Annotated in this window: 13 protein-coding genes; 5 read left to right on the top strand and 8 right to left on the bottom strand. The window is 42.4% G+C overall.

Annotated elements, in window-relative coordinates:
- Positions 1–153 precede the first annotated feature (153 nt).
- Complete coding sequence (gene uvrA, locus ACTQ9S_RS00975; protein WP_440453326.1) at positions 154–2,736, top strand: excinuclease ABC subunit UvrA; 2,583 nt, start codon at positions 154–156, stop codon at positions 2,734–2,736.
- Positions 2,737–2,790: 54 nt separating this feature from the next.
- Here uvrA and ACTQ9S_RS00970 read toward each other — a convergent pair whose 3' ends face one another.
- From ACTQ9S_RS00970 to ACTQ9S_RS00960, 3 genes are all read right to left on the bottom strand, one after another.
- On the bottom strand, positions 2,791–3,531 hold the full coding sequence (locus ACTQ9S_RS00970; protein WP_068035887.1) for a peptidase: 741 nt from the start codon (positions 3,529–3,531) through the stop codon (positions 2,791–2,793).
- A gap of 39 nt (positions 3,532–3,570) precedes the next feature.
- Positions 3,571–4,356 (bottom strand): transglutaminase family protein, encoded by a 786-nt coding sequence (locus ACTQ9S_RS00965; protein WP_440453324.1) that lies wholly within the window; start codon positions 4,354–4,356, stop codon positions 3,571–3,573.
- 96 nt (positions 4,357–4,452) lie between these two features.
- Positions 4,453–6,798 (bottom strand): circularly permuted type 2 ATP-grasp protein, encoded by a 2,346-nt coding sequence (locus tag ACTQ9S_RS00960; RefSeq protein WP_440453322.1) that lies wholly within the window; start codon positions 6,796–6,798, stop codon positions 4,453–4,455.
- 303 nt (positions 6,799–7,101) lie between these two features.
- On the opposite strand from ACTQ9S_RS00960, the gene rhuM reads away from it, so the two are divergent.
- The gene (gene rhuM, locus ACTQ9S_RS00955; protein WP_264753618.1) at positions 7,102–8,109 is read left to right on the top strand and encodes a RhuM family protein; all 1,008 of its coding nucleotides are present in this window, start codon (positions 7,102–7,104) and stop codon (positions 8,107–8,109) included.
- A gap of 211 nt (positions 8,110–8,320) precedes the next feature.
- Here rhuM and ACTQ9S_RS00950 read toward each other — a convergent pair whose 3' ends face one another.
- Positions 8,321–9,805, bottom strand: a complete 1,485-nt coding sequence (locus tag ACTQ9S_RS00950) for an amidase (RefSeq protein WP_440453321.1) — start codon at positions 9,803–9,805, stop codon at positions 8,321–8,323.
- A gap of 89 nt (positions 9,806–9,894) precedes the next feature.
- On the bottom strand, positions 9,895–10,653 hold the full coding sequence (locus ACTQ9S_RS00945) for a 5-oxoprolinase subunit PxpA (protein WP_068035880.1): 759 nt from the start codon (positions 10,651–10,653) through the stop codon (positions 9,895–9,897).
- Between the two features lie 179 nt (positions 10,654–10,832).
- Between ACTQ9S_RS00945 and ACTQ9S_RS00940 the strand changes: the two genes are divergently transcribed.
- Together ACTQ9S_RS00940 and ACTQ9S_RS00935 are read left to right on the top strand one after the other, a co-directional pair.
- Complete coding sequence (locus tag ACTQ9S_RS00940) at positions 10,833–11,183, top strand: hypothetical protein (RefSeq protein WP_440453319.1); 351 nt, start codon at positions 10,833–10,835, stop codon at positions 11,181–11,183.
- Between the two features lie 101 nt (positions 11,184–11,284).
- Positions 11,285–12,028 carry a zinc-dependent peptidase gene (locus ACTQ9S_RS00935; protein WP_440453317.1) on the top strand — a complete coding sequence of 248 codons (744 nt, stop codon included), beginning with the start codon at positions 11,285–11,287 and terminating at the stop codon, positions 12,026–12,028.
- Positions 12,029–12,093: 65 nt separating this feature from the next.
- On the opposite strand, the gene ACTQ9S_RS00930 is transcribed toward ACTQ9S_RS00935, so the two are convergent.
- Entirely contained in the window at positions 12,094–13,023 is a 930-nt protein-coding gene (locus tag ACTQ9S_RS00930; protein ID WP_440453316.1) for a hypothetical protein, read from the bottom strand.
- 572 nt (positions 13,024–13,595) lie between these two features.
- Positions 13,596–14,270 carry a hypothetical protein gene (locus tag ACTQ9S_RS00925; protein WP_068035873.1) on the bottom strand — a complete coding sequence of 225 codons (675 nt, stop codon included), beginning with the start codon at positions 14,268–14,270 and terminating at the stop codon, positions 13,596–13,598.
- A 206-nt stretch (positions 14,271–14,476) separates the two neighbouring features.
- Here ACTQ9S_RS00925 and ACTQ9S_RS00920 point away from each other — a divergent pair, with 206 nt between their 5' ends.
- Positions 14,477–14,911 carry a hypothetical protein gene (locus tag ACTQ9S_RS00920; protein WP_227514033.1) on the top strand — a complete coding sequence of 145 codons (435 nt, stop codon included), beginning with the start codon at positions 14,477–14,479 and terminating at the stop codon, positions 14,909–14,911.
- 286 nt (positions 14,912–15,197) lie between these two features.
- On the opposite strand, the gene ACTQ9S_RS00915 is transcribed toward ACTQ9S_RS00920, so the two are convergent.
- Positions 15,198–18,512, bottom strand: a complete 3,315-nt coding sequence (locus tag ACTQ9S_RS00915) for an ESPR-type extended signal peptide-containing protein (RefSeq protein ID WP_440453314.1) — start codon at positions 18,510–18,512, stop codon at positions 15,198–15,200.
- Positions 18,513–18,874 lie beyond the last annotated feature (362 nt).

Below are 18,874 nucleotides of genomic sequence, written 5' to 3'. Positions count from 1 at the left end.
GTTATCGTTTTGTCTATCTATGCTAGTAATACGTAAGCCTAGCTATAGTAACGATTTGAACATGTTAGACTCTTTTGCAACTGCTGAATGGTCTTATAGACACAGCGAAAAACATTTAAAATTAAAACATGTATCAATAGGAAAAACGACTTTATGACCTCTAAAAACAATAAGAATAAAACCAACGCTGAAATTAACTTAGAAATTCAAAACATCCTAAACGATTCTAACAACCAAATTCAAGTGAGAGGCGCACGTGTCCATAATTTAAAAAACGTCAGTGTTGATTTACCGCGTAATGCACTAGTAGTCTTTACGGGTATATCAGGCTCTGGTAAATCATCATTAGCGTTTGGCACTTTATTTGCTGAGTCACAACGCCGTTATCTTGATTCTGTATCGCCTTATGCGCGGCGTCTGATAGATCAGGTCGATGAGCCAGATGTCGATGCAATAGAAGGGTTGCCCCCCGCAGTCGCATTGCAGCAGCAACGCGGTACGCCCTCTGTGCGCTCATCTGTTGGTAGTGTCACGACCATATCGAACGGCCTGCGTATGCTGTACTCACGAGCTGGCGAGTATCCAGCAGATCAGGAGATGCTATACGCCGATGCGTTTTCGCCCAATACGCCAGAAGGGGCATGCCCAACGTGCTCGGGTATTGGTCGTGTGTTTGAAGTCACCGAAGCGCTGATGGTGCCTGATGCGACTAAAAGCATTCGTGAGCGCGCTATTGCCTCGTGGCCGCCCGCGTGGCAAGGTCAAAATCTCAGCCGTATATTGACCACGCTTGGCTATGATATCGACACCCCTTGGAATAAACTACCAAAGAAAACTCGCGACTGGATTCTGTTCACTGATGAGACGCCGACGGTGCCTGTCTATCCTGAATATAATACTGAACAAACTCGCATAGCGATTGAGAAAGACGAAAAGCCAAACTATATGGGCACCTTTACCAGTGCAAAAAACTTCATATTACACTCGTTTGCCAATACCCAAAGCCCGCGCACCAAAAAGCGCGTTTCGCAATTTATGCAAATATCTGAGTGTCCTGAGTGCCATGGGAAGAAGCTAAAAAAAGAGTCTCTATCGGTTAAGTTTGCAGGTCTGGATATTGGTGAGCTATCGCAACTAACTTTAACCGAGCTAGCGCTTAAACTTGAAAAGACGGCTCGCACCAAGGTCGTTAATGAGACACCAAACCGCGAAAAAGCCATTGTTGCTCAGCGTATCGCCAGTGATATTCTCACTCGTGTCGAGGCATTAACGAGACTGGGATTGGGCTACTTATCACTTGAACGTACGACACCGACTTTGTCGCCAGGTGAGCTACAACGCTTGCGTCTGGCGACCCAAATACGCTCGCAGCTGTTTGGCGTGGTATATGTACTTGATGAGCCATCCGCGGGTTTGCATCCTGCTGATACACAGGCGCTATTGAGGGCATTGGATGAACTCATCGCCGCTGGTAATTCAGTGTTTGTCGTTGAACACGATGTCAGTGTCATCCGGCATGCTGATTGGGTAGTAGATGTGGGGCCAAAGGCTGGCACGCATGGTGGTGAGATTGTATACAGCGGTCCTATAGAGGGGTTGCGTAATGTCGCTCACTCACAAACGGCTCAATATCTACTTACTGATACTGATTCGGTGGATTCAACGACAAATCAGCTATCTACACTATCACTAAGACAGCCAACAGCGTGGCTAAAGCTGGCTGATGTTGAACGCAATAATATCCAAGGGTTAAGTATTGAGTTTCCGCTAGGCATTATGACCAGCGTCACTGGCGTATCTGGTTCGGGTAAATCAAGTCTTGTGAGTCAGGCGTTGGTTGAGCTGGTCAATGAAGCGTTAGGACAAAAAGCCCACGTGGATGCACCAACTGGCGAAGCGGATTTACTTGAGCAAGAGTTTGAAACGGTTACGAATGGCAAAATTATTGCTGGCATGGATAAAGTAAGCCGCCTCATTAATATCGATCAAAAAGCCATTGGTCGTACACCTCGCTCAAACCTTGCGACCTATACCGGGCTGTTTGATAATGTTCGTAAATTATTTGCAGCAACTGAGCAGGCAAAAGCGCGCGGTTATGATGCGGGTCGCTTCTCATTTAATACGGTCAAAGGCCGTTGTCCAAATTGTGAGGGTTTAGGTTTTGTCAGCGTTGAGCTGTTGTTCCTGCCTAGTGTCTATGCTCCTTGCCAAGTCTGCCATGGTCAACGCTACGATGATGACACGCTGGCGATCACTTATCGAGATAAAAACATCTCTGAAGTGCTAAATCTAACGGTGGAAGCGGCTTATGATTTCTTTGCCGATGAAGCGTCTATTTTGCGCGCATTAGATGCGTTACTACAAGTCGGCCTTGGTTATCTGCGTCTGGGTCAGCCAGCGACTGAACTATCAGGTGGTGAAGCCCAACGCATCAAGTTAGCCACTGAGCTGCAACGCACGCAACGAGGCGATACACTCTATATACTGGATGAACCGACCACTGGTCTCCATCCAGCAGACGTATCGATGCTGATGGCACAATTAAATGGACTCGTCGATGCAGGTAATACGGTCATTATGGTTGAGCATGATATGCAAGTGGCCAGCAATAGTGATTGGATTATCGATATTGGTCCAGGGGCAGGGGATGAGGGCGGACAGATAGTCGCTCAAGGCACACCTGATGAAGTGGCAAAATCAAAGACCAGCCGAACCGCGCCTTTTTTATTGATGTAGTGAGAGTTTCCAGAGTAACTTCAATCAAATCAAGCTCAACATTGAGAAAGCCCTTTACTCCCAATAATTATCAGGGCAGGCAGGTAATTCAACTAATGTATTACGCAGCGCTTCTAACCACTGACGACTAATGGTTTTAAAGTATTCGTCGTCTTCCTCGATACGGCGACCTTTGGGTAGCGTGAGACTATCATTTTGGTAAATCACAAAGTCTATTGGCATACCGACAGACAGGTTGGAGTGAATGGTTGAATCAAACGACAGCATTAATGCTTGAGCAGCATGATTAACCCCAGTATCGTATTTCACTGATCGATCAAGAATGGGTTTGCCATATTTGCTTTCACCAAGCTGGAAAAATGGCGTATCTTGAGTGGCTCTAATACAGTTGCCTTCAGGATAAATCATATATAGCTCGGGCGGTTGCCCTTTTATTTGACCACCTAACAAAAACGAGCTGGTAAAAGTACCGCTACTATTATCATTAGCAACTCTTTGTGCATTGGTCATGACGTTACGCATACACTCACCAACCATTTGCGCGCCGTCAAATAATGAAGAGACGGCATGTAAGCTGTGCTCGGAGCGCAAATTAATATCGCTCTGTAATTTGTTGAATACAGCCTGCGAGGTCGCAAGGCTACCAGCTGTTTGTAGCACCATAAAACGCTCACTCTCAACGCCATATTGATACAGCTTTCTAAAGGTTGATATGTGGTCCACGCCTGCATTGGTACGGGTGTCACTGGCAAAAACCATCCCTTCTTTGAGGCGGATAGCCGCACAATAAGTCATGAGATATTCCTAATAAATATAATTGCATAAAATCTGCCATTACGATAAGCGTGTCACTAGTACTTGACTGTATAGATTCTCATAACCACCACCCATGCGTACGCCGCGCACAGGAGCTGCGTCTAAGTAATCGCGACCAATAGCGACATATACATGAGAGCTTGGCTGAAACAGCTGGTTTGAGATATCAAAGGTATACCAGTATCCATCGAGCCATACCTCAGCCCAAGCATGACTTGCCATATGGTTCTCAGTATCGTCATACAGGTAGCCCGATACATAACGCGCTGGTATTTGCTGATCACGGCAGCAGCCCACAAACACATGGGTATGGTCTTGGCACACCCCAGCGCCTATTGCAAAGGCTTCAGCTGCAGTTGTACCAACATGGGTGGTATCTTTAACATAAGGCATCTTCGTTAAGAGCTCAGCCGCCATCGCTTTTAAACTGTCATGCGTCGGGTTTTTTAGATAAGGCGCTGCAAATGTACGCATTGCCTCTGAGCACTTGGTTAAGGGGCTTTGTACGGTAAAGAGCAAGTAGGGAACGTTATCCATATCCTCTAGTCGCTCAGTATCGGTATTAATCTCAACGATGCCTGACGCCTGCATCTGTAAATTATTATGTGCCTCGTTACGGCTAAGCGTGAGCCAGTCGTTACCAAAGCCGTCCTTTTGACTGGTGGCAACTTTGGGTAGCATGACATCCCACTGATGAATGATTTGATGCGGCAGTTGCATCGGTGTCATACGTATATACTGTACGCTGCGCTGGGCCAGCTCGCCATAATAGTAGTTGGTCTGATGGCTGATTTGAAGTTTCATAACGTCATCCTTTGTTTTATCTACTGTCTTGATTATCTGGACGCTCATTTGCTAATGATTGAGCAAATAATAGTGATTAAGCAAAAGCTTGCCGTATCAGACCCCTTGCTGAAGGATAATACTGAACTCTCGGCTGATGAGCTTAAAGTCGCACAGTTGCTTTGATTTAATCATCTGATTGGTCAAACGCGTAAGCTCACGCCAGCGTGTGTTCTCTGGTAACTCACTGATCCAATATTTAAATTCAAGACTGATTTCTGTCGCATCTTCGTCTAACAATACTGCTCGTTCGAGCCGCTCAAATAAGCGTCCCAATTGCCAAAAACAAGTCACGGTTGGATGCTCTTGTGCCATAGCCGCGTTGCAGGCATGTAGCTGCAATGTGGCCGCTCGATAAGTGCCTGCACCTGATAGACGTTTGATTAAGTTATACAGCTCAGCAGCATCTTCACCGATGACACCTTTGGCCTCTTGTACATTGGTCTCGATAGACTGAACCACATTAGGAATTTTATTTTGTGCCAAGTCCCGTAGCATTTGCGCAGTGATAGCTTTTGATGAATCATCAGGATCAGCTTCAAAGCCTAGGCAAGTAATTAAATGCTTTAGTTGTGACTTTTTAAGATCGCCTTTGATCAGATGCTTCATAATATTATCGTAACAATAGAGCCGTTCGCTATATCTACCGAGCCAGATCAGATGATTGGCGGTAGACAGTAGCAATATCATAGGCGCATCATCGAAGCTCTCATATCCGGCTTCGAGCGGCTGCGCAGGATTATGATAATTGGCATGATAAGCATTAGCTTGGCTATCGCCTTTAATCGTTTGATTGGCCTCGTGCTTAGCTGACGGTTTCAAATTGCTATCGTCAATGACCCATGTATCCTTAATGCCGCCGCCTTGAGATGAGTTGACGACTAATGAGCCTTCAACCATTGCCACGCGGGTTAAGCCGCCGGGGACGATGTCCACAGAGCCGTCACCATGACTAAGGATAAAGGGGCGTAAATCGATATGACGCGGTGCGATACCATCGCTTACAGCGGTAGGGTTGGTAGACAGTGAGATAGTCGGCTGAGCTATAAATCCTGCTGGGTTGTCAAGCAGACGCTTACGATAGTCGCTAATTTCTTGCTTGGTGGAGGTCGGTCCAATAAGCATCCCGTAACCACCAGAACCTTGTGTTTCTTTGACGACCAGTTTGTCTAAGTTGCTCAGCACATATTCTAATTCATCAGGTTTGCGGCATTGAAAGGTTTCGATATTAGGCAAGAGAGGCTTCTCGCCTAGGTAAAACTCAATCATATCGGGTACGAACGGGTATAAGCTCTTGTCATCAGCGACGCCAGTGCCTGGGGCATTGACGACCACCACATTGCCTGCGCGGTAGGCACTCATTAGCCCTGACACGCCTAAGATAGAGTCTGAGCGAAATGCTAATGGGTCGATATAAGGGTCGTCGATACGGCGATAAATGATATCAACTTGTACTTTACCGCGAATGCCTTGCATATAGACTTTGCTATCCTCAACCACCAAATCATAACCATGTACTAAGGGCACATTCATCTCATGTGCCAAAAATGCATGCTCATAATAAGCACTATTAAAGCGCCCAGGCGTCAATATGACAATTTGTGGGTCGTATTTGCTCGTTGAGCTGGCAAGACAGGCTTTTAGGCGTTGCGGGTAATCGCTAACACCTAAAATCGGAGTATGCGCAAACAAATCGGACAGCAGTGTCTCTGATATATTGCGGCTCTCAAGCATATAAGAGACACCAGAGGGCGTGCGTAGGTTGTCCTCCAATACGCAAAATCGGCCGCTCTCATCACGTATAAGGTCAATACCACTGATGTGTGAGTAGATAGGTTTATCTAGTTCAATACCCATCATCCATGGCTCATAACAACCGCTAGCATAGACATAAGCGTCAGGGACGATGCCTTCTTTCATGATGGCTTGATCGTGATAAATGTCGTGCAAAAAAGCATTTAAAGCGGTAATACGCTGCTTACAACCAGCTTCAATCTGTTGCCACTCACTTGCAGCAATGATGCGTGGGATAATATCAAATGGGATCATCCGTTCGATGTTTTTGGCATCGCTATAGACGGTGAAAGTAACGCCTTTTCGGTAAAAGATATTTTCTGCTTGCTCATTTAAATGATTGAGACCATCAATACTGATATCATCTAACCAGTCACCAACTGCCTGTGCTACCGGACGGTACTGGTCTTTACTGCTCTTTAATTCATCGAAGCATTTTGGCTTTTCTTTAGACTTCGTTGCTACATCTTTTGTAGCGTTTGCAGAACTGGGCTTGGTAGCAGGTTTGCTAGCTGTTGATGCTTGCGTCTGATTTTGGTTTTCAGCATTTCCGTCGTTTTGGTTTTGAGATTGGTTTTGGGCTTGGGACTGAGTCGCTTCTTTATTCATAAATACCTCACGCATCCTTGGTAAAGTTATTGTTATGATAAGTAAACTGGCTATGATAGGCAGACTAGTGTGGCAATACGTCCAATATATAGCCTGTGTCTTATATTCACTATACCGTGTCTATAAGCCAATGCACAATAAGTGTTTGATATTTTAAGGTTGCCAGAGCTACAGCTACGATAAGACACAAATATAGAGCTGATTTTTAAAATAAATCTAGTGTTATACATTACAGTTATGCTATCTACATTAGTGCACAAAAGTTCAATACGTATAGTAATTGAAGATTAAAGAAGGAATAGAATGAACATTATCGATACTATGAATACCAACACCTCAACCATAGAGATATATGAGAGTTCGGATGGACAAGCTGAAATCCAAGTGCATCTTGAAAATGAAAGTGTATGGCTTAATCGACAGCAGCTATCATCGCTTTTTGATCGTGATATAAAAACATTAGGTAAGCATATTAATAATGTATTTAAAGAAAGGGAGTTGGATAAAGAAGCAGTTGTCGCAAAATTTGCGACAACTGCTGCAGATGGTAAAACTTATCAGGTTGAGCACTACAATCTTGACGTTATTATCTCAGTTGGCTATCGGGTAAAGTCACAGCGCGGCACCCAGTTTCGCATTTGGGCAACCCAGCGCTTACGCGAATATTTAGTACAAGGTTACACTCTTAATCAACAACGACTTGATAAAAACTCAAGCGAATTACAACAAGCTTTGCGCTTGATTGAAAAAACAGCAAAAAGCCCTGACCTAAATACTGATGAAGGGCGCGGCTTGATTGAGATTATCAGCCGTTATACGCAGACATTTTTATGGCTACAACGCTATGATGAAGGGTTGCTCGATGATCCAGCAGGGCAGGATGGCGGGGTACTGCCTAGTACCGATGACGCTATGGCAAATTTGAACAATCTAAAGTCACAGCTTATAGCAAGGGGAGAGGCGACTGAGCTATTTGCCAAGCCTCGCGGTGACGGTCTGGATAGTGTGCTAGGTAATTTACAGCAAACCGTATTCGGCGAGCCTGCTTATCCGACTATAGAGAGTAAAGCGGCGCACTTATTGTATTTTATGGTCAAGAACCATCCATTTACCGATGGCAATAAACGCAGCGGTGCTTTTTTGTTCGTGGATTTTTTGCATCGTAATAATCGATTGCTCAATGACAAGGGTGACATGGTCATTAATAATACTGGTCTTGCGGCATTAACGTTACTGGTCGCTGAATCTGACCCCAATCAAAAAGAGACGTTGATTAAGCTTATTATGAATATGTTGTCGCTAGAGGGTTAAGAAATGAAGCTTAGCAAAGTAAAACTTAGTTTTTATATCCCGAGACTGCTTATACAGTGATACTTAGCGAGTTCAACGGTTGGGGTGTTATCAATACAGGTGTCAACAGTGATACATTAGCGGAAGTGCTGGCACGCACCAAAGGTATCTATTTTTATCGCCTTAACGCCTATAATTTTAGCCGTTAAGGCGAATCTCGAAATTAAAAAAATCATAAGTATTTAGGGGTACGACGCACATTATTGGCCTGTTCAAATGCGTAACCTAGTCGGAACAAATCTGGCTCGTGATATGGCAAAACAACCAGCTCCATACCCACGGGTAAGCCATTTTCACTGAATCCAGCAGGTAGGCAAATCGATGGCATCCAAGTCTGCGAAGCAATCAAAGTATTGGTTGGGAACGTTAGTACTTGATGCTTGCCGTCACGGATATCCTGTTTTGATGGCGGAAGAATTTGAATGCAGGGAAACACTAACGCATCCAAGTTGTTTTTCGCAACGATTCCAGCAACTAAGCGCTGGAACTTATCACGAGCGGCAAGCTTTCGAAAATAGTCAGGCTCATCTTCTGGATTTACCGGTCCTTCAAAGATATCAATCAAAAGATCCAGCACTGGGTGGAACGTACCGTTTTCTTTGATTTCTTCAAGGCTTTTGGTTGGCATGTTTTCACGTGAGGCTAAAAATTCATTAATGTCATGCCGCGAGTGTGAACCATACAAGGAGGTTTCAGTAATGTGTTCCATCATATCTGGAATTTCAACATCAATTAGTACAGCGCCAGCGCTCTTTGCTTGTTCAAGTGCTGAGTCAATAATCTGATTAACTTCTGCCGATTCAGTATTATCGTTTGGTCCATAAGCGTTGCGCACAACTCCCAGACGCGCATTTTTGAGACTGTTAATATCCATCGCATCCGCGTAGCTGCCTTGATGATTGGCAATACTCGCTGCGGTAGTATATTCATCGGCTGGATCATAGCCCACCATCGCATCTAGAAGGAGTGCAGCATCCGTAACAGTACGCGCCATCGGTCCTGCTGTATCCTGAAACACCACAAGGGGTGATGTGCCGTCACGACTTATCAGGCCTGGTGTGACACGGACACCAACAAGATTTGTAAAACTGGCTGGCAAGCGTATAGATCCACCGGTATCTTCGCCTACTCCGACCAGCCCTAGGTTCGCAGCGATCCCAGAAGCTGTGCCACTACTGGAGCCACCTGGATCATGTGACAAAACATATGGATTCTTGGTTTCACCCTGTTTTGAGCAGAATCCGAACCATGATGTTGCAAAATCTGGCAATACTGTCTTGGCAAGGATAATGGCGCCTGCTGCTTTCAGCTTTTTGATAACGGTTGCGTCGTCCTTCGGGTGATAGCCGTCCTGAGCTATCGAACCAAAGGTAGTCATCATATCCTTGGTTTCTATCTGATCTTTTACTAGCACCGGCACGCCGTGTAATGCACCAACAAATTCGCCTGTCTTTGCGAAATGTGAGTCAAGGCGATCGGCTTCATCCAGCGCGATTGGATTAATAGTAATGATAGAATTTAGAGTAGGACCAGATCTATCAATTGTTTCGATTCGTTCAAGGTACGCTTCAACCAAACCACGTACAGTTAGCGATCCATTTTTGAGATGCGTCTGCATATCAGTAATAGTCAATTCTTCAATTTCAAAATTTCTCATAATTATCTTCCTTGAAATTATCGTTGTTTTTATTGCACTTATTGCACTTATTGCACTCGTTCAAGCGCTCAACTGAAATAATAGTTGAGTTAAGGAGCCGCTACCTTGATACCGGCGTTATCAAGAGCTATTCGTACAGCCTTAATCAACGAAAGGGCACCCGGAGTATCGCTGTGAATACATATAGAGTCGAATTTAACCTTTATTAGTTTGCCGCTAACCGCCTCTACCTCGTTGTCTTGGCAGGCAAGTAACACTTTTTTTGCCACCATCTCAGGATCAAGGCGATTGACCTTGCGCACGAATACAATGTTTCCTTCATCGTCGTAATCACGATCCGCGTAAAACTCATGAATTCTCTGTAACCCAACGCTTTTTGCCGCATTATCAATGGCTGAGTCGGCTAGGCAATAAATATATAAGTCAGGAGCGACAATTGCCAGAGCAGATGTTAGCTTTTCGGCAAACTCCTTATCTCGTGCTGCATGCATGAATAACGCGCCATGCAGTTTGAAATGATGCATCTTGAGGCCTTCAAGGTGAGCAAGTTCACGCAGAGCACCCAGTTGGTACAGAGCGTCATTCACCAGTTCATCGGCGGGCGCCGAAATATGGCGGCGTCCGAATCCTACCAAATCACGAAATCCTGGATGTACACCAATGCATACTCCATGGCGCGATGCCAAACGCAACGTCTCAATCATGATGGAAGGGTCTCCAGCATGAAAGCCTGCTGCAATATTGGCGGAGCTGATAAATGGCATAATATCGGGATCGACCCCGTCGCCAACCGACCAAGCACCAAACCCTTCTCCCATATCTGAATTCAGATCGATCGTTAGTGTCATTGAACCTCTCCCTAGGAATACATTCACATTTATGGCAATGAAAGAGCTATATTAATATTTTTAATTCTTGTACAGTAACATTAATAAATATGAACGATTTGAGTATAACAATATAAGATTAAGTTTAGCAATATTCACTGTAGTGCATACATAGCTTTGAGCTACTGATAGTAAGCTATATGATGGCGCATCTAAAACTTGAGATACTTTTCATTGATCCGAGCTACGAGCCGATTAAACCCAAACGTATTCAGGCCTATGTCATTAACTCTCTGAAAGAACTTAAAAATGAAGCCAATACAATCAAGTGCAATACGGTAGTAATGTGTAGTTCAGCATATGCATTTAGCAGTACCAATGAAGGGGAATGGATACAAGGCTCGATAGCGGATTATAAAGAAGAGTTAGATAAGAGCAATATCCAACCTTTATCTAATAATTATATTGAGTTTATTCGTTATGGTCAGCACTATATGGAAAAGAACGGTGAGGGTAACTTAGCTCTTATCACTAATAACAGTTTCGATTGACGCGATAGATAGTGTTTAAGTCATTAATGTCATTTAGCCATTAACTTATACCATGACTAGAAATAGTAGTTTCATTACTGGAAATATTAAGGAAAGCCAATATGTTTAGCATGATAAAAGACTGGCGCGAGCAGCATATATTGGACAACAGTGAATTTACTGATGCGGATTGGATGCAAGCTGCCGAGCGTATTGTCATACTTGATAGGCTAAACAAGGATGAGATGTCTCGTTTGTTTGAGCTGGCGACATTGTTTTTGGACGACAAATCTATTAACGGCGCTCAAGGCTTTGAGATTACCGATGCTGTTAGGAAATCTATTGCCTTGCAAGCTTGTCTACCTATCTTAAACTTAGGCCTTGAATGGTACACTGGCTGGTCGTCAGTCATCATCTATCCTGGTTCGTATAAAAGCGAAACTACTACCGTGGATGAGTACGGCATCGTTCATGAGGGAACTCAACATCGTAGTGGTGAGGCCTGGCAGCGCGGGCCTGTGATACTGTCATGGAAAGATGCCAAGCACTCAGGCGAGCGTGATGGTCACAATGTTGTCATTCACGAGTTCGTGCATAAGCTCGATATGCTCAATGGTCGCGCCAATGGCTTTCCACCACTACAACCTGATATGGATCCCGAGCGGTGGACAAAGATTATGAGCCGTGATTTTGAAGACTTTCAAACCCATCGCAAGTCAGGACTCGATCGTTATGGTGCGACTAATCCAGCGGAATTTTTTGCGGTACTTAGTGAGGTGTTTTTTGAGACTCCGCAAAAACTCGTTGACGCTTATCCTGATATCTATGACATTATGGTGAAGTTCTTTCGCCAGACGCCGAATTGAAGGAAGATAATAGGTTTGAGGAAGGTACAGTGAGCTAAGTTCTGTCGACCAACTCTCACTCATTCCTAATTAATATATTGTTGGCAAGATTTAAAACTTGAGTTTTTAATTATCTTTAGTGGTTCAGTCATATCAGCTTTTGTGCGGTTATATATAGATAGGTCAGCAACCCAAAGCATATTGCGTGTAAGAACCCATCTGTAATGTGAGTAAATACCCATTGATCTTATCAGATTGTATTCTTCAGCAGTTTGATTTTCAGGTGCACCAATATTATCCACTCCAGGCCATTTATTAAAAAACGGGCTTCTTACTATTTTTAATACTTCATTATCAGTTGATGCCAACCATATTTTATTGTCTGGTTTTCCATGTGCATAAGTTTTTGGGCTTGGATTCAAGGCCCAAGCCTCAGCTATTTTATCTTTTGTTGAATCGTTTTTAGTAACATGAACTGCTAGTCCTGCACCGAGTGAATAACCTGCAACGACGATTCTAGTATTTGGATTTGCTTCCGCTATTTTTAGTACATATTCTTCTGCTAATTTGTACTGTTTTTTACTAAAAAGTAAGTTTGTAAATACCCAGTCACGTTTCTGATTTGAGCCAGTGAATGCAATTATTATTTCTTTAAGCTTTGTTTTTTCAGATGTTTCATATAGCTTAAATGTCCCAACGCCAAAACCAGATTTGTCTGACTTAGGCCAGTGATATACTTCTAAATAAGAGGGTATTTGAAAAAAATGGCTTTTGCTTTCTTGTGATATTTTATCTTGACCCTCCTGACCCTGAAGTACTAATGAACTAGCCAATGCATATATATAACCTCTTTCAGCTACTTTAAGATGTTCCTTACCAAAAGGAGGAGCTAACTCATGAAGGTATCTATCATTGCACCAAAAATACTTGCCTTTTTCACTATTTGTTGTAATTTTTCCAAGTATTGAGCAACTAGACAAAAGCGCCAAAACCAACATTACTATAATAAATCTCATAATATTAACATCCTTGTTAGTTATTTCTCATCACATACCTGTATTTTTAAATAACTTCTAATAATTATTTCTAAGCAACTGAAGTTGCATTTCTAAATACAACGTTCGTAAGATTAACGGTACAATTATTTAACACTTTTAGTAAAAACTGGAAGTTCACTCCCTTTTTGATAGTTTAAGTTTTAGGATATTAGTTGCATCTCATGTTATTTATAGCTTGAAATTTATATCTGATAGAGGAATATATTAGATATCTTTAGAGAGATATTCTGTCCAAAAAACAAAAAATGTTACAAGAAGATTACTATAAAATTTGATGGTAAAATTAAATTACAATCTATTTACAAAATATCAGAAAAATGTATAAATTTATACATTTTTCTTCATTAAAAAATTTTGTAACTTTAGTTGAGAGTTTTCGCGTATGTTAAAAAACTTTATATTTTAAAAGAAATGAAAAGATAGTTACAGCTAAACTCTTTTTTTGATAAAAAAAGGGCAGTGCATCACATACGATGCATTATTGCCCTCTTTAATAAAATTTCCTAATAAATCATATGCTTAGGTTCTATTTAAACTGTCCATCTATCATTAATAATGGCCACCAGATAGCGCTTGCCTTGATAGTCATCAAACACTAAACGCATGATGCGCCAGTCCATGCCATCGTATACATCTGACCCTTTATAATAGAACTCAACCACATCTGAGTTTTGATAGACATCTCTTAAGTTATTAATCATACCACCTGTTTGGCGGAATTCATTGATACTGATGGCGCTATTATTATATTCTTGCGCCGCAACCCAAGTATTTAAATATTCTGGTAATGGAGTCACCAATAGGTCACCAGTACCGTCAAGTTCGCCCCAAGTGAAGCGAATTTTGGACTGCTGTAGATACTTTGCATATTGCTCACGACTAAAGACTTTATCAGCTTCAGGACGCACATAGGCGTACATTGAGAAGCGAATGCCACGTGTTGGATGGATATCATTGGTGATTCTTGCAAAATCATTATTAGCGAGTGCACGTTGTATACGTAACGCTTGCTGCCTAAGGGTTTGTTGACTGATATCTGAGACAACTGGTGTCGATGAGTTGCCATTTGGTTGATTGGAAGCGGTCGTGCTGGACTCGGCAGAAGATTGGCAACCAGTGGCAATCAGTATTGAAGTAAAACATGCAGCGATTGATAGTTTATAAAGATAAGACTGAGAGATATGCAAACAAGATGACGGCATCATAACAATATCCTTATCGTAGCTTACTGCTTGAATAAAAATGGAATTAGAGTGGAATTAAACCAATATAAATACTAAACAATTATGCAGTCAAATGATAGTTTATATGTGTTTTAATGAATTTAACACTTAAAATGTCATAGTTCATGGAGGACACCATGCAAAAAACGATATTTTCTATAATAATGTTAATAATAGGGTTTTCTGCTATGACGGCTGTCGCTAATCTAACAGAGCCGTTACAGATGGTTTTTGCCATGAAAGTTAATACTATTGCCAAGATGTACCAGCAGGATGTGAATAATCAAGGTCAAGATTATCCGGTTGTGCTGCAACAATATGGCAGTCAAGAGCTACAAGAAGCAATGCAGCTTGAGCAAGATTACTTTGATAAAGAGCAAGTGTCCTGTCATATTGGTTATGACGTGTTGTGGAGTTCCCAAGATCCTGACTATGCACAAGATAAGAAGTTTTCAGTGACCACAACAGGATTGGTTCAAGTCAGCTTAGCGCAAGGCAATGATGTTTATTATGAGTTGTCGTGTGATAGCATCGATAATAAAGCGGCTTGCCAAGTGGCAGATGTAATCTTAGATGAGGACGGCACATCTTTACGAGAACATTTACTTAAAAACTGTCGTTAGCTGGTATCGATATTAAATACTGATATAAATAATGTAGAATTTTAAGTATTGAATAAATTTTTATAGAAATGAATGGCAAGATTTGCAAATAGTACTAGATAAAACATTATGCGCTCAGCTCTTAAGACCATTGGTTTGTTTTCGCATAATGTATATTATGTTAAATGAAGTCTATGTAGCAATAACTTCATGATACAGACTGTTTTATATTAAACTGTGATGGCAGTTAATGTTTATAAAAAAACAAGGGATAAATAAATATCCCTTGTTTGTGCCTAATTAATCCTTACCAGCTATAACCCAAACCTACACCACCAGAGGTTTCGTCTTTGGTAAAAGCGCCACCAACACTAACGCTAGCATTGGGATGGATGACACGTTGATAGCCGACTGAAACTGCTTGCTCAGACCCCTGAAAACCTGCGCCTACGCCAATACGATTTTTACCTGATAGTCCTGATGTACTCGTGGCCATATTTAACATCGCGGCACTCATAGCTCCTTGACGATCAAAACGCTCATCAACCTCCCGAAAACGTCTGTCATTTTCGTATTCATAACTTTGGAATGTATTATTCAAAGTCGCTATACCAGTATCGGTATATGCATTGGCCGTTTCGATAGCGTTCGTTTTTTCAGCTTGTAGTTGACTCACATTTACGGCATCAGTATCAGCGGTACCAGCAGCGACATTGATGATTTGACGTTGGCTAGTAGCAGAACCAACCGACACCGTATTGTCACGATCAGAGCTAGAGTCATTACCCAATACCACCACATTTTGAGCTGAAGTATTGACATTGTTGCCTAGCACAAAAGTATTATCGCCAGACACATTATTGTCGTTACCAACACTGTAACTGTTATTGCCACTGACGACACTTGGATCACCAATCGCACCAGAATGATTTCCAGTCACCTTATTACCTGTACCTATACTAATTGCTTGTACACCGCTGGCTTCTGCACCATCACCAATGGCAATAGATTGCTCGCCTTGACCTTGTACTGCTAAATCATTGGCATCTACATCATTAAGACTGACAGACATCATTCTTGCGTTATTGCCAATAGCAAATGTTGCTACAGCCATATCGCTATCATCTTCAATGAATTTAGGCTGCGCACGCACTGCTGTAAAGGTCTGTTGTATAACCAATATCTGGTCATCAACATAACGTTTATTCACGGCATCATACGCATTTAGTGGATCAGCAACGTTGGTAATGCGTTTTTCTGCACCTGCACGACCCACTGAAATGGTATTCGTCTCATTTGCAAGAGAGTCATGACCAATAGCGGTCGCACGTGCTGCTGTGGCTTGGCTGTTGCTTCCAAACACATTACTAAAACTACCCGATGCGACATTTCTATAACCTACCGCACTACTTTCATTACCTGATACAGTATTGGAACGACCTACTGCACTACTACTTCCACCTGAGGCAATATTATTGAAGCCTACTGCACTGCTGTAGCCGCTTGATGCCGTATTACTACGTCCCATTGCGGTGCTAAAGTTACCGGATGCAGTATTACTACGGCCCATCGCACTGCTATTAGTGCCCCCTGCTCTATTTTCAGAACCCAGCGCACTACTATTAGTACCCAGCGCTACGTTAGCAAAACCCAGCGCACTACTTCCATTACCTGACGCAGCATTGGAGCGACCTACTGCGCTGCTATCAACACCCAGTGCTTTATTCAAATAGCCTAGCGCACTACTATTTCCACCTGATGCGGTATTAGCACGACCTATAGCACTACTAGCAGTACCTGAAGCTTCATTGGAAACACCTACTGCACTGCTAATAATACCCGATGCCGTATTGGCGCGACCCAGCGCACTGCTATCGATACCCAGTGCTGTATTACTAACACCTATCGCACTGCTATTACGTGCTGATGCCTTATTAGCAGCTCCTATTGCATTGCCAAAGTCATCCGATGCTTCATTATTGAAACCTATCGCACTACTTCCATAATCCGATGCTTCATTAAAAGCACCTACTGCACTGCTACTATCCCCCTGTGCACTATTAAGAAAACCTAGCGCATTGCTCTCAGTGCCTAATGCTTTATTATTGACACCCACCGCACTGCTACGTTCCTCCGATGCCTCATTATTAGCACCCACTGCACTGCTGTATCTATTCGATGCGGTATTGTTATACCCCAGCGCACTGCTAAACCTACCTGATGCGGTATTGTTATTACCCACTGCACTACTATTTGTAAATGATGCTTTATTACTGAAACCCATCGCACTACTGCTATTACCCGATGCAGTATTACCATTACCTAAGGCATTACTTAATGGACCGCTTGCAGTATTATTAAGACCTACTGCATTAGTGTTTTCACCCGATGCGGTATTTTGAGAACCTACCGCACTACTATTAAGTCCTGATGATTCATTTGTATAACCTACGGCACTACTATTTTCACCTGAAGCAGTATTCTCGTTACCCACTGCACTGCTATAAAAACCAGATGTACGATTAGCACGACCTAGCGCATTGCTCCAACCGCCCTCTGCGCTATTACCATTACCCACTGCACTGCTATATTCCTCCGATGCTGTATTGCCACTACCTAGTGCAACGGTCCCATAAGTCGTTGCTGTATTGCTATCACCTATAGCACTACTCATGGGACCTGTTGCATCATTGTTATGACCTACGGCACTGCTCCAATCACCTGATGCATTGTTGTTACTACCTACGGCACTGCTAAAATAACCTGCTGCACGATTGCTATAGCCTACTGCACTGCTATTTTCCTCTTGTGCTTCGTTACTGAAACCTATTGCACTGCTATTGAACATACCACTTGCAGTATTGTTATAACCCACTGCAGTGCTGTTTTCTTCACCTACTGCTCTATTACTATTACCTAATGCACTACTATTAAGTCCTGATGATTCATTTGTATAACCCACCGCACTACTATTTTCACCTGAAGCAGTATTCTCGTTACCCACTGCACTGCTATAGTCAGCTGATGTACGATTAGCACGACCCATCGCACTGCTCCAAAAGCCCTCTGCTTTATTATAATTACCCACCGCATTGCTATATTCCCCTGATGCTGTATTGCCACTACCTAGTGCAACGGTCCCATAAGTCGTTGCTGTATTATTACTACCTATTGCACTGCTGTCATAACCCCATGCTTTATTGCTACCACCTACAGCATTGCTTTCATCACCTGATGCCGTATTACTACTACCTACAGCACTACTAAATCTACCCCATGCATCATTGTCAAAACCGACTTCAGTACCGAACAAAGGAATTGAGTTTTCATCCAAGTCCACATCACTACTGTTTTTATCTAAATCATTGAAACTAGGGTCTGTATTATTGAAACCAGTATCTGCCCAGACAGTAGCGCTAATAGCCGCCATACTAAGCACTAAAGCCTTTAAGGTAAGTATTTGATAATTAGTTGAATTGTTGGATGTATGAATAGATGGACTAGTCGTTTGGCTAATACTGCCAGTAGTGCAATTAGTCTTGCCAGCACTTTTCGCGTTCTCAGATACGACGACTACGCATCCCAGTGACTTATTCCAAACTTTTTTAAATATTTTATTCATAGCTTGCTCCTTAGCTTAAAAGAATATTTAGTATTCGTTAAAGCGGATGTATTTGCAAGCATACAGAATGTAAATGTAGCGTAATCTTTTATCACTAATTTCTACAAAAAAATATAATAGACATACTAATGAACAATTTTCTATTTATTCGATAAATTAAAAACTAATTCCTTATAAAGTACAGAGTGTTTCTACAGTCATTTAAAATATAACGTACATATAAAAAAACACGCCCTAATATTAAATGATTATCATTCAATATTAGGGCGTGTTTAATCCTAATAAACTAGCACACTCGTCAGCTTTAGACGTTACCAACTTATGGCTATCTGTATTCTAATCATAAGTCGTTTTTTAGACAA

This window comes from Psychrobacter sp. ASPA161_9 (assembly GCF_051970275.1).
Classification (GTDB): Bacteria; Pseudomonadota; Gammaproteobacteria; order Pseudomonadales; family Moraxellaceae; genus Psychrobacter.
The sequence above is the reverse complement of the archived record's forward strand: the minus strand, read 5'-3'. Positions and strand labels throughout refer to the sequence as shown.

What these genes read in the sequence shown, in the direction of transcription:
- uvrA (WP_440453326.1), top strand. Translation starts at nt 154, where the DNA reads ATGACCTCTAAAAACAATAAGAATAAAACCAACGCTGAAATTAACTTA.
- ACTQ9S_RS00970 (WP_068035887.1), bottom strand. Translation starts at nt 3,531, where the DNA reads ATGACTTATTGTGCGGCTATCCGCCTCAAAGAAGGGATGGTTTTTGCC.
- ACTQ9S_RS00965 (WP_440453324.1), bottom strand. Translation starts at nt 4,356, where the DNA reads ATGAAACTTCAAATCAGCCATCAGACCAACTACTATTATGGCGAGCTG.
- ACTQ9S_RS00960 (WP_440453322.1), bottom strand. Translation starts at nt 6,798, where the DNA reads ATGAATAAAGAAGCGACTCAGTCCCAAGCCCAAAACCAATCTCAAAAC.
- rhuM (WP_264753618.1), top strand. Translation starts at nt 7,102, where the DNA reads ATGAACATTATCGATACTATGAATACCAACACCTCAACCATAGAGATA.
- ACTQ9S_RS00950 (WP_440453321.1), bottom strand. Translation starts at nt 9,805, where the DNA reads ATGAGAAATTTTGAAATTGAAGAATTGACTATTACTGATATGCAGACG.
- ACTQ9S_RS00945 (WP_068035880.1), bottom strand. Translation starts at nt 10,653, where the DNA reads ATGACACTAACGATCGATCTGAATTCAGATATGGGAGAAGGGTTTGGT.
- ACTQ9S_RS00940 (WP_440453319.1), top strand. Translation starts at nt 10,833, where the DNA reads ATGATGGCGCATCTAAAACTTGAGATACTTTTCATTGATCCGAGCTAC.
- ACTQ9S_RS00935 (WP_440453317.1), top strand. Translation starts at nt 11,285, where the DNA reads ATGTTTAGCATGATAAAAGACTGGCGCGAGCAGCATATATTGGACAAC.
- ACTQ9S_RS00930 (WP_440453316.1), bottom strand. Translation starts at nt 13,023, where the DNA reads ATGAGATTTATTATAGTAATGTTGGTTTTGGCGCTTTTGTCTAGTTGC.
- ACTQ9S_RS00925 (WP_068035873.1), bottom strand. Translation starts at nt 14,270, where the DNA reads ATGATGCCGTCATCTTGTTTGCATATCTCTCAGTCTTATCTTTATAAA.
- ACTQ9S_RS00920 (WP_227514033.1), top strand. Translation starts at nt 14,477, where the DNA reads ATGACGGCTGTCGCTAATCTAACAGAGCCGTTACAGATGGTTTTTGCC.
- ACTQ9S_RS00915 (WP_440453314.1), bottom strand. Translation starts at nt 18,512, where the DNA reads ATGAATAAAATATTTAAAAAAGTTTGGAATAAGTCACTGGGATGCGTA.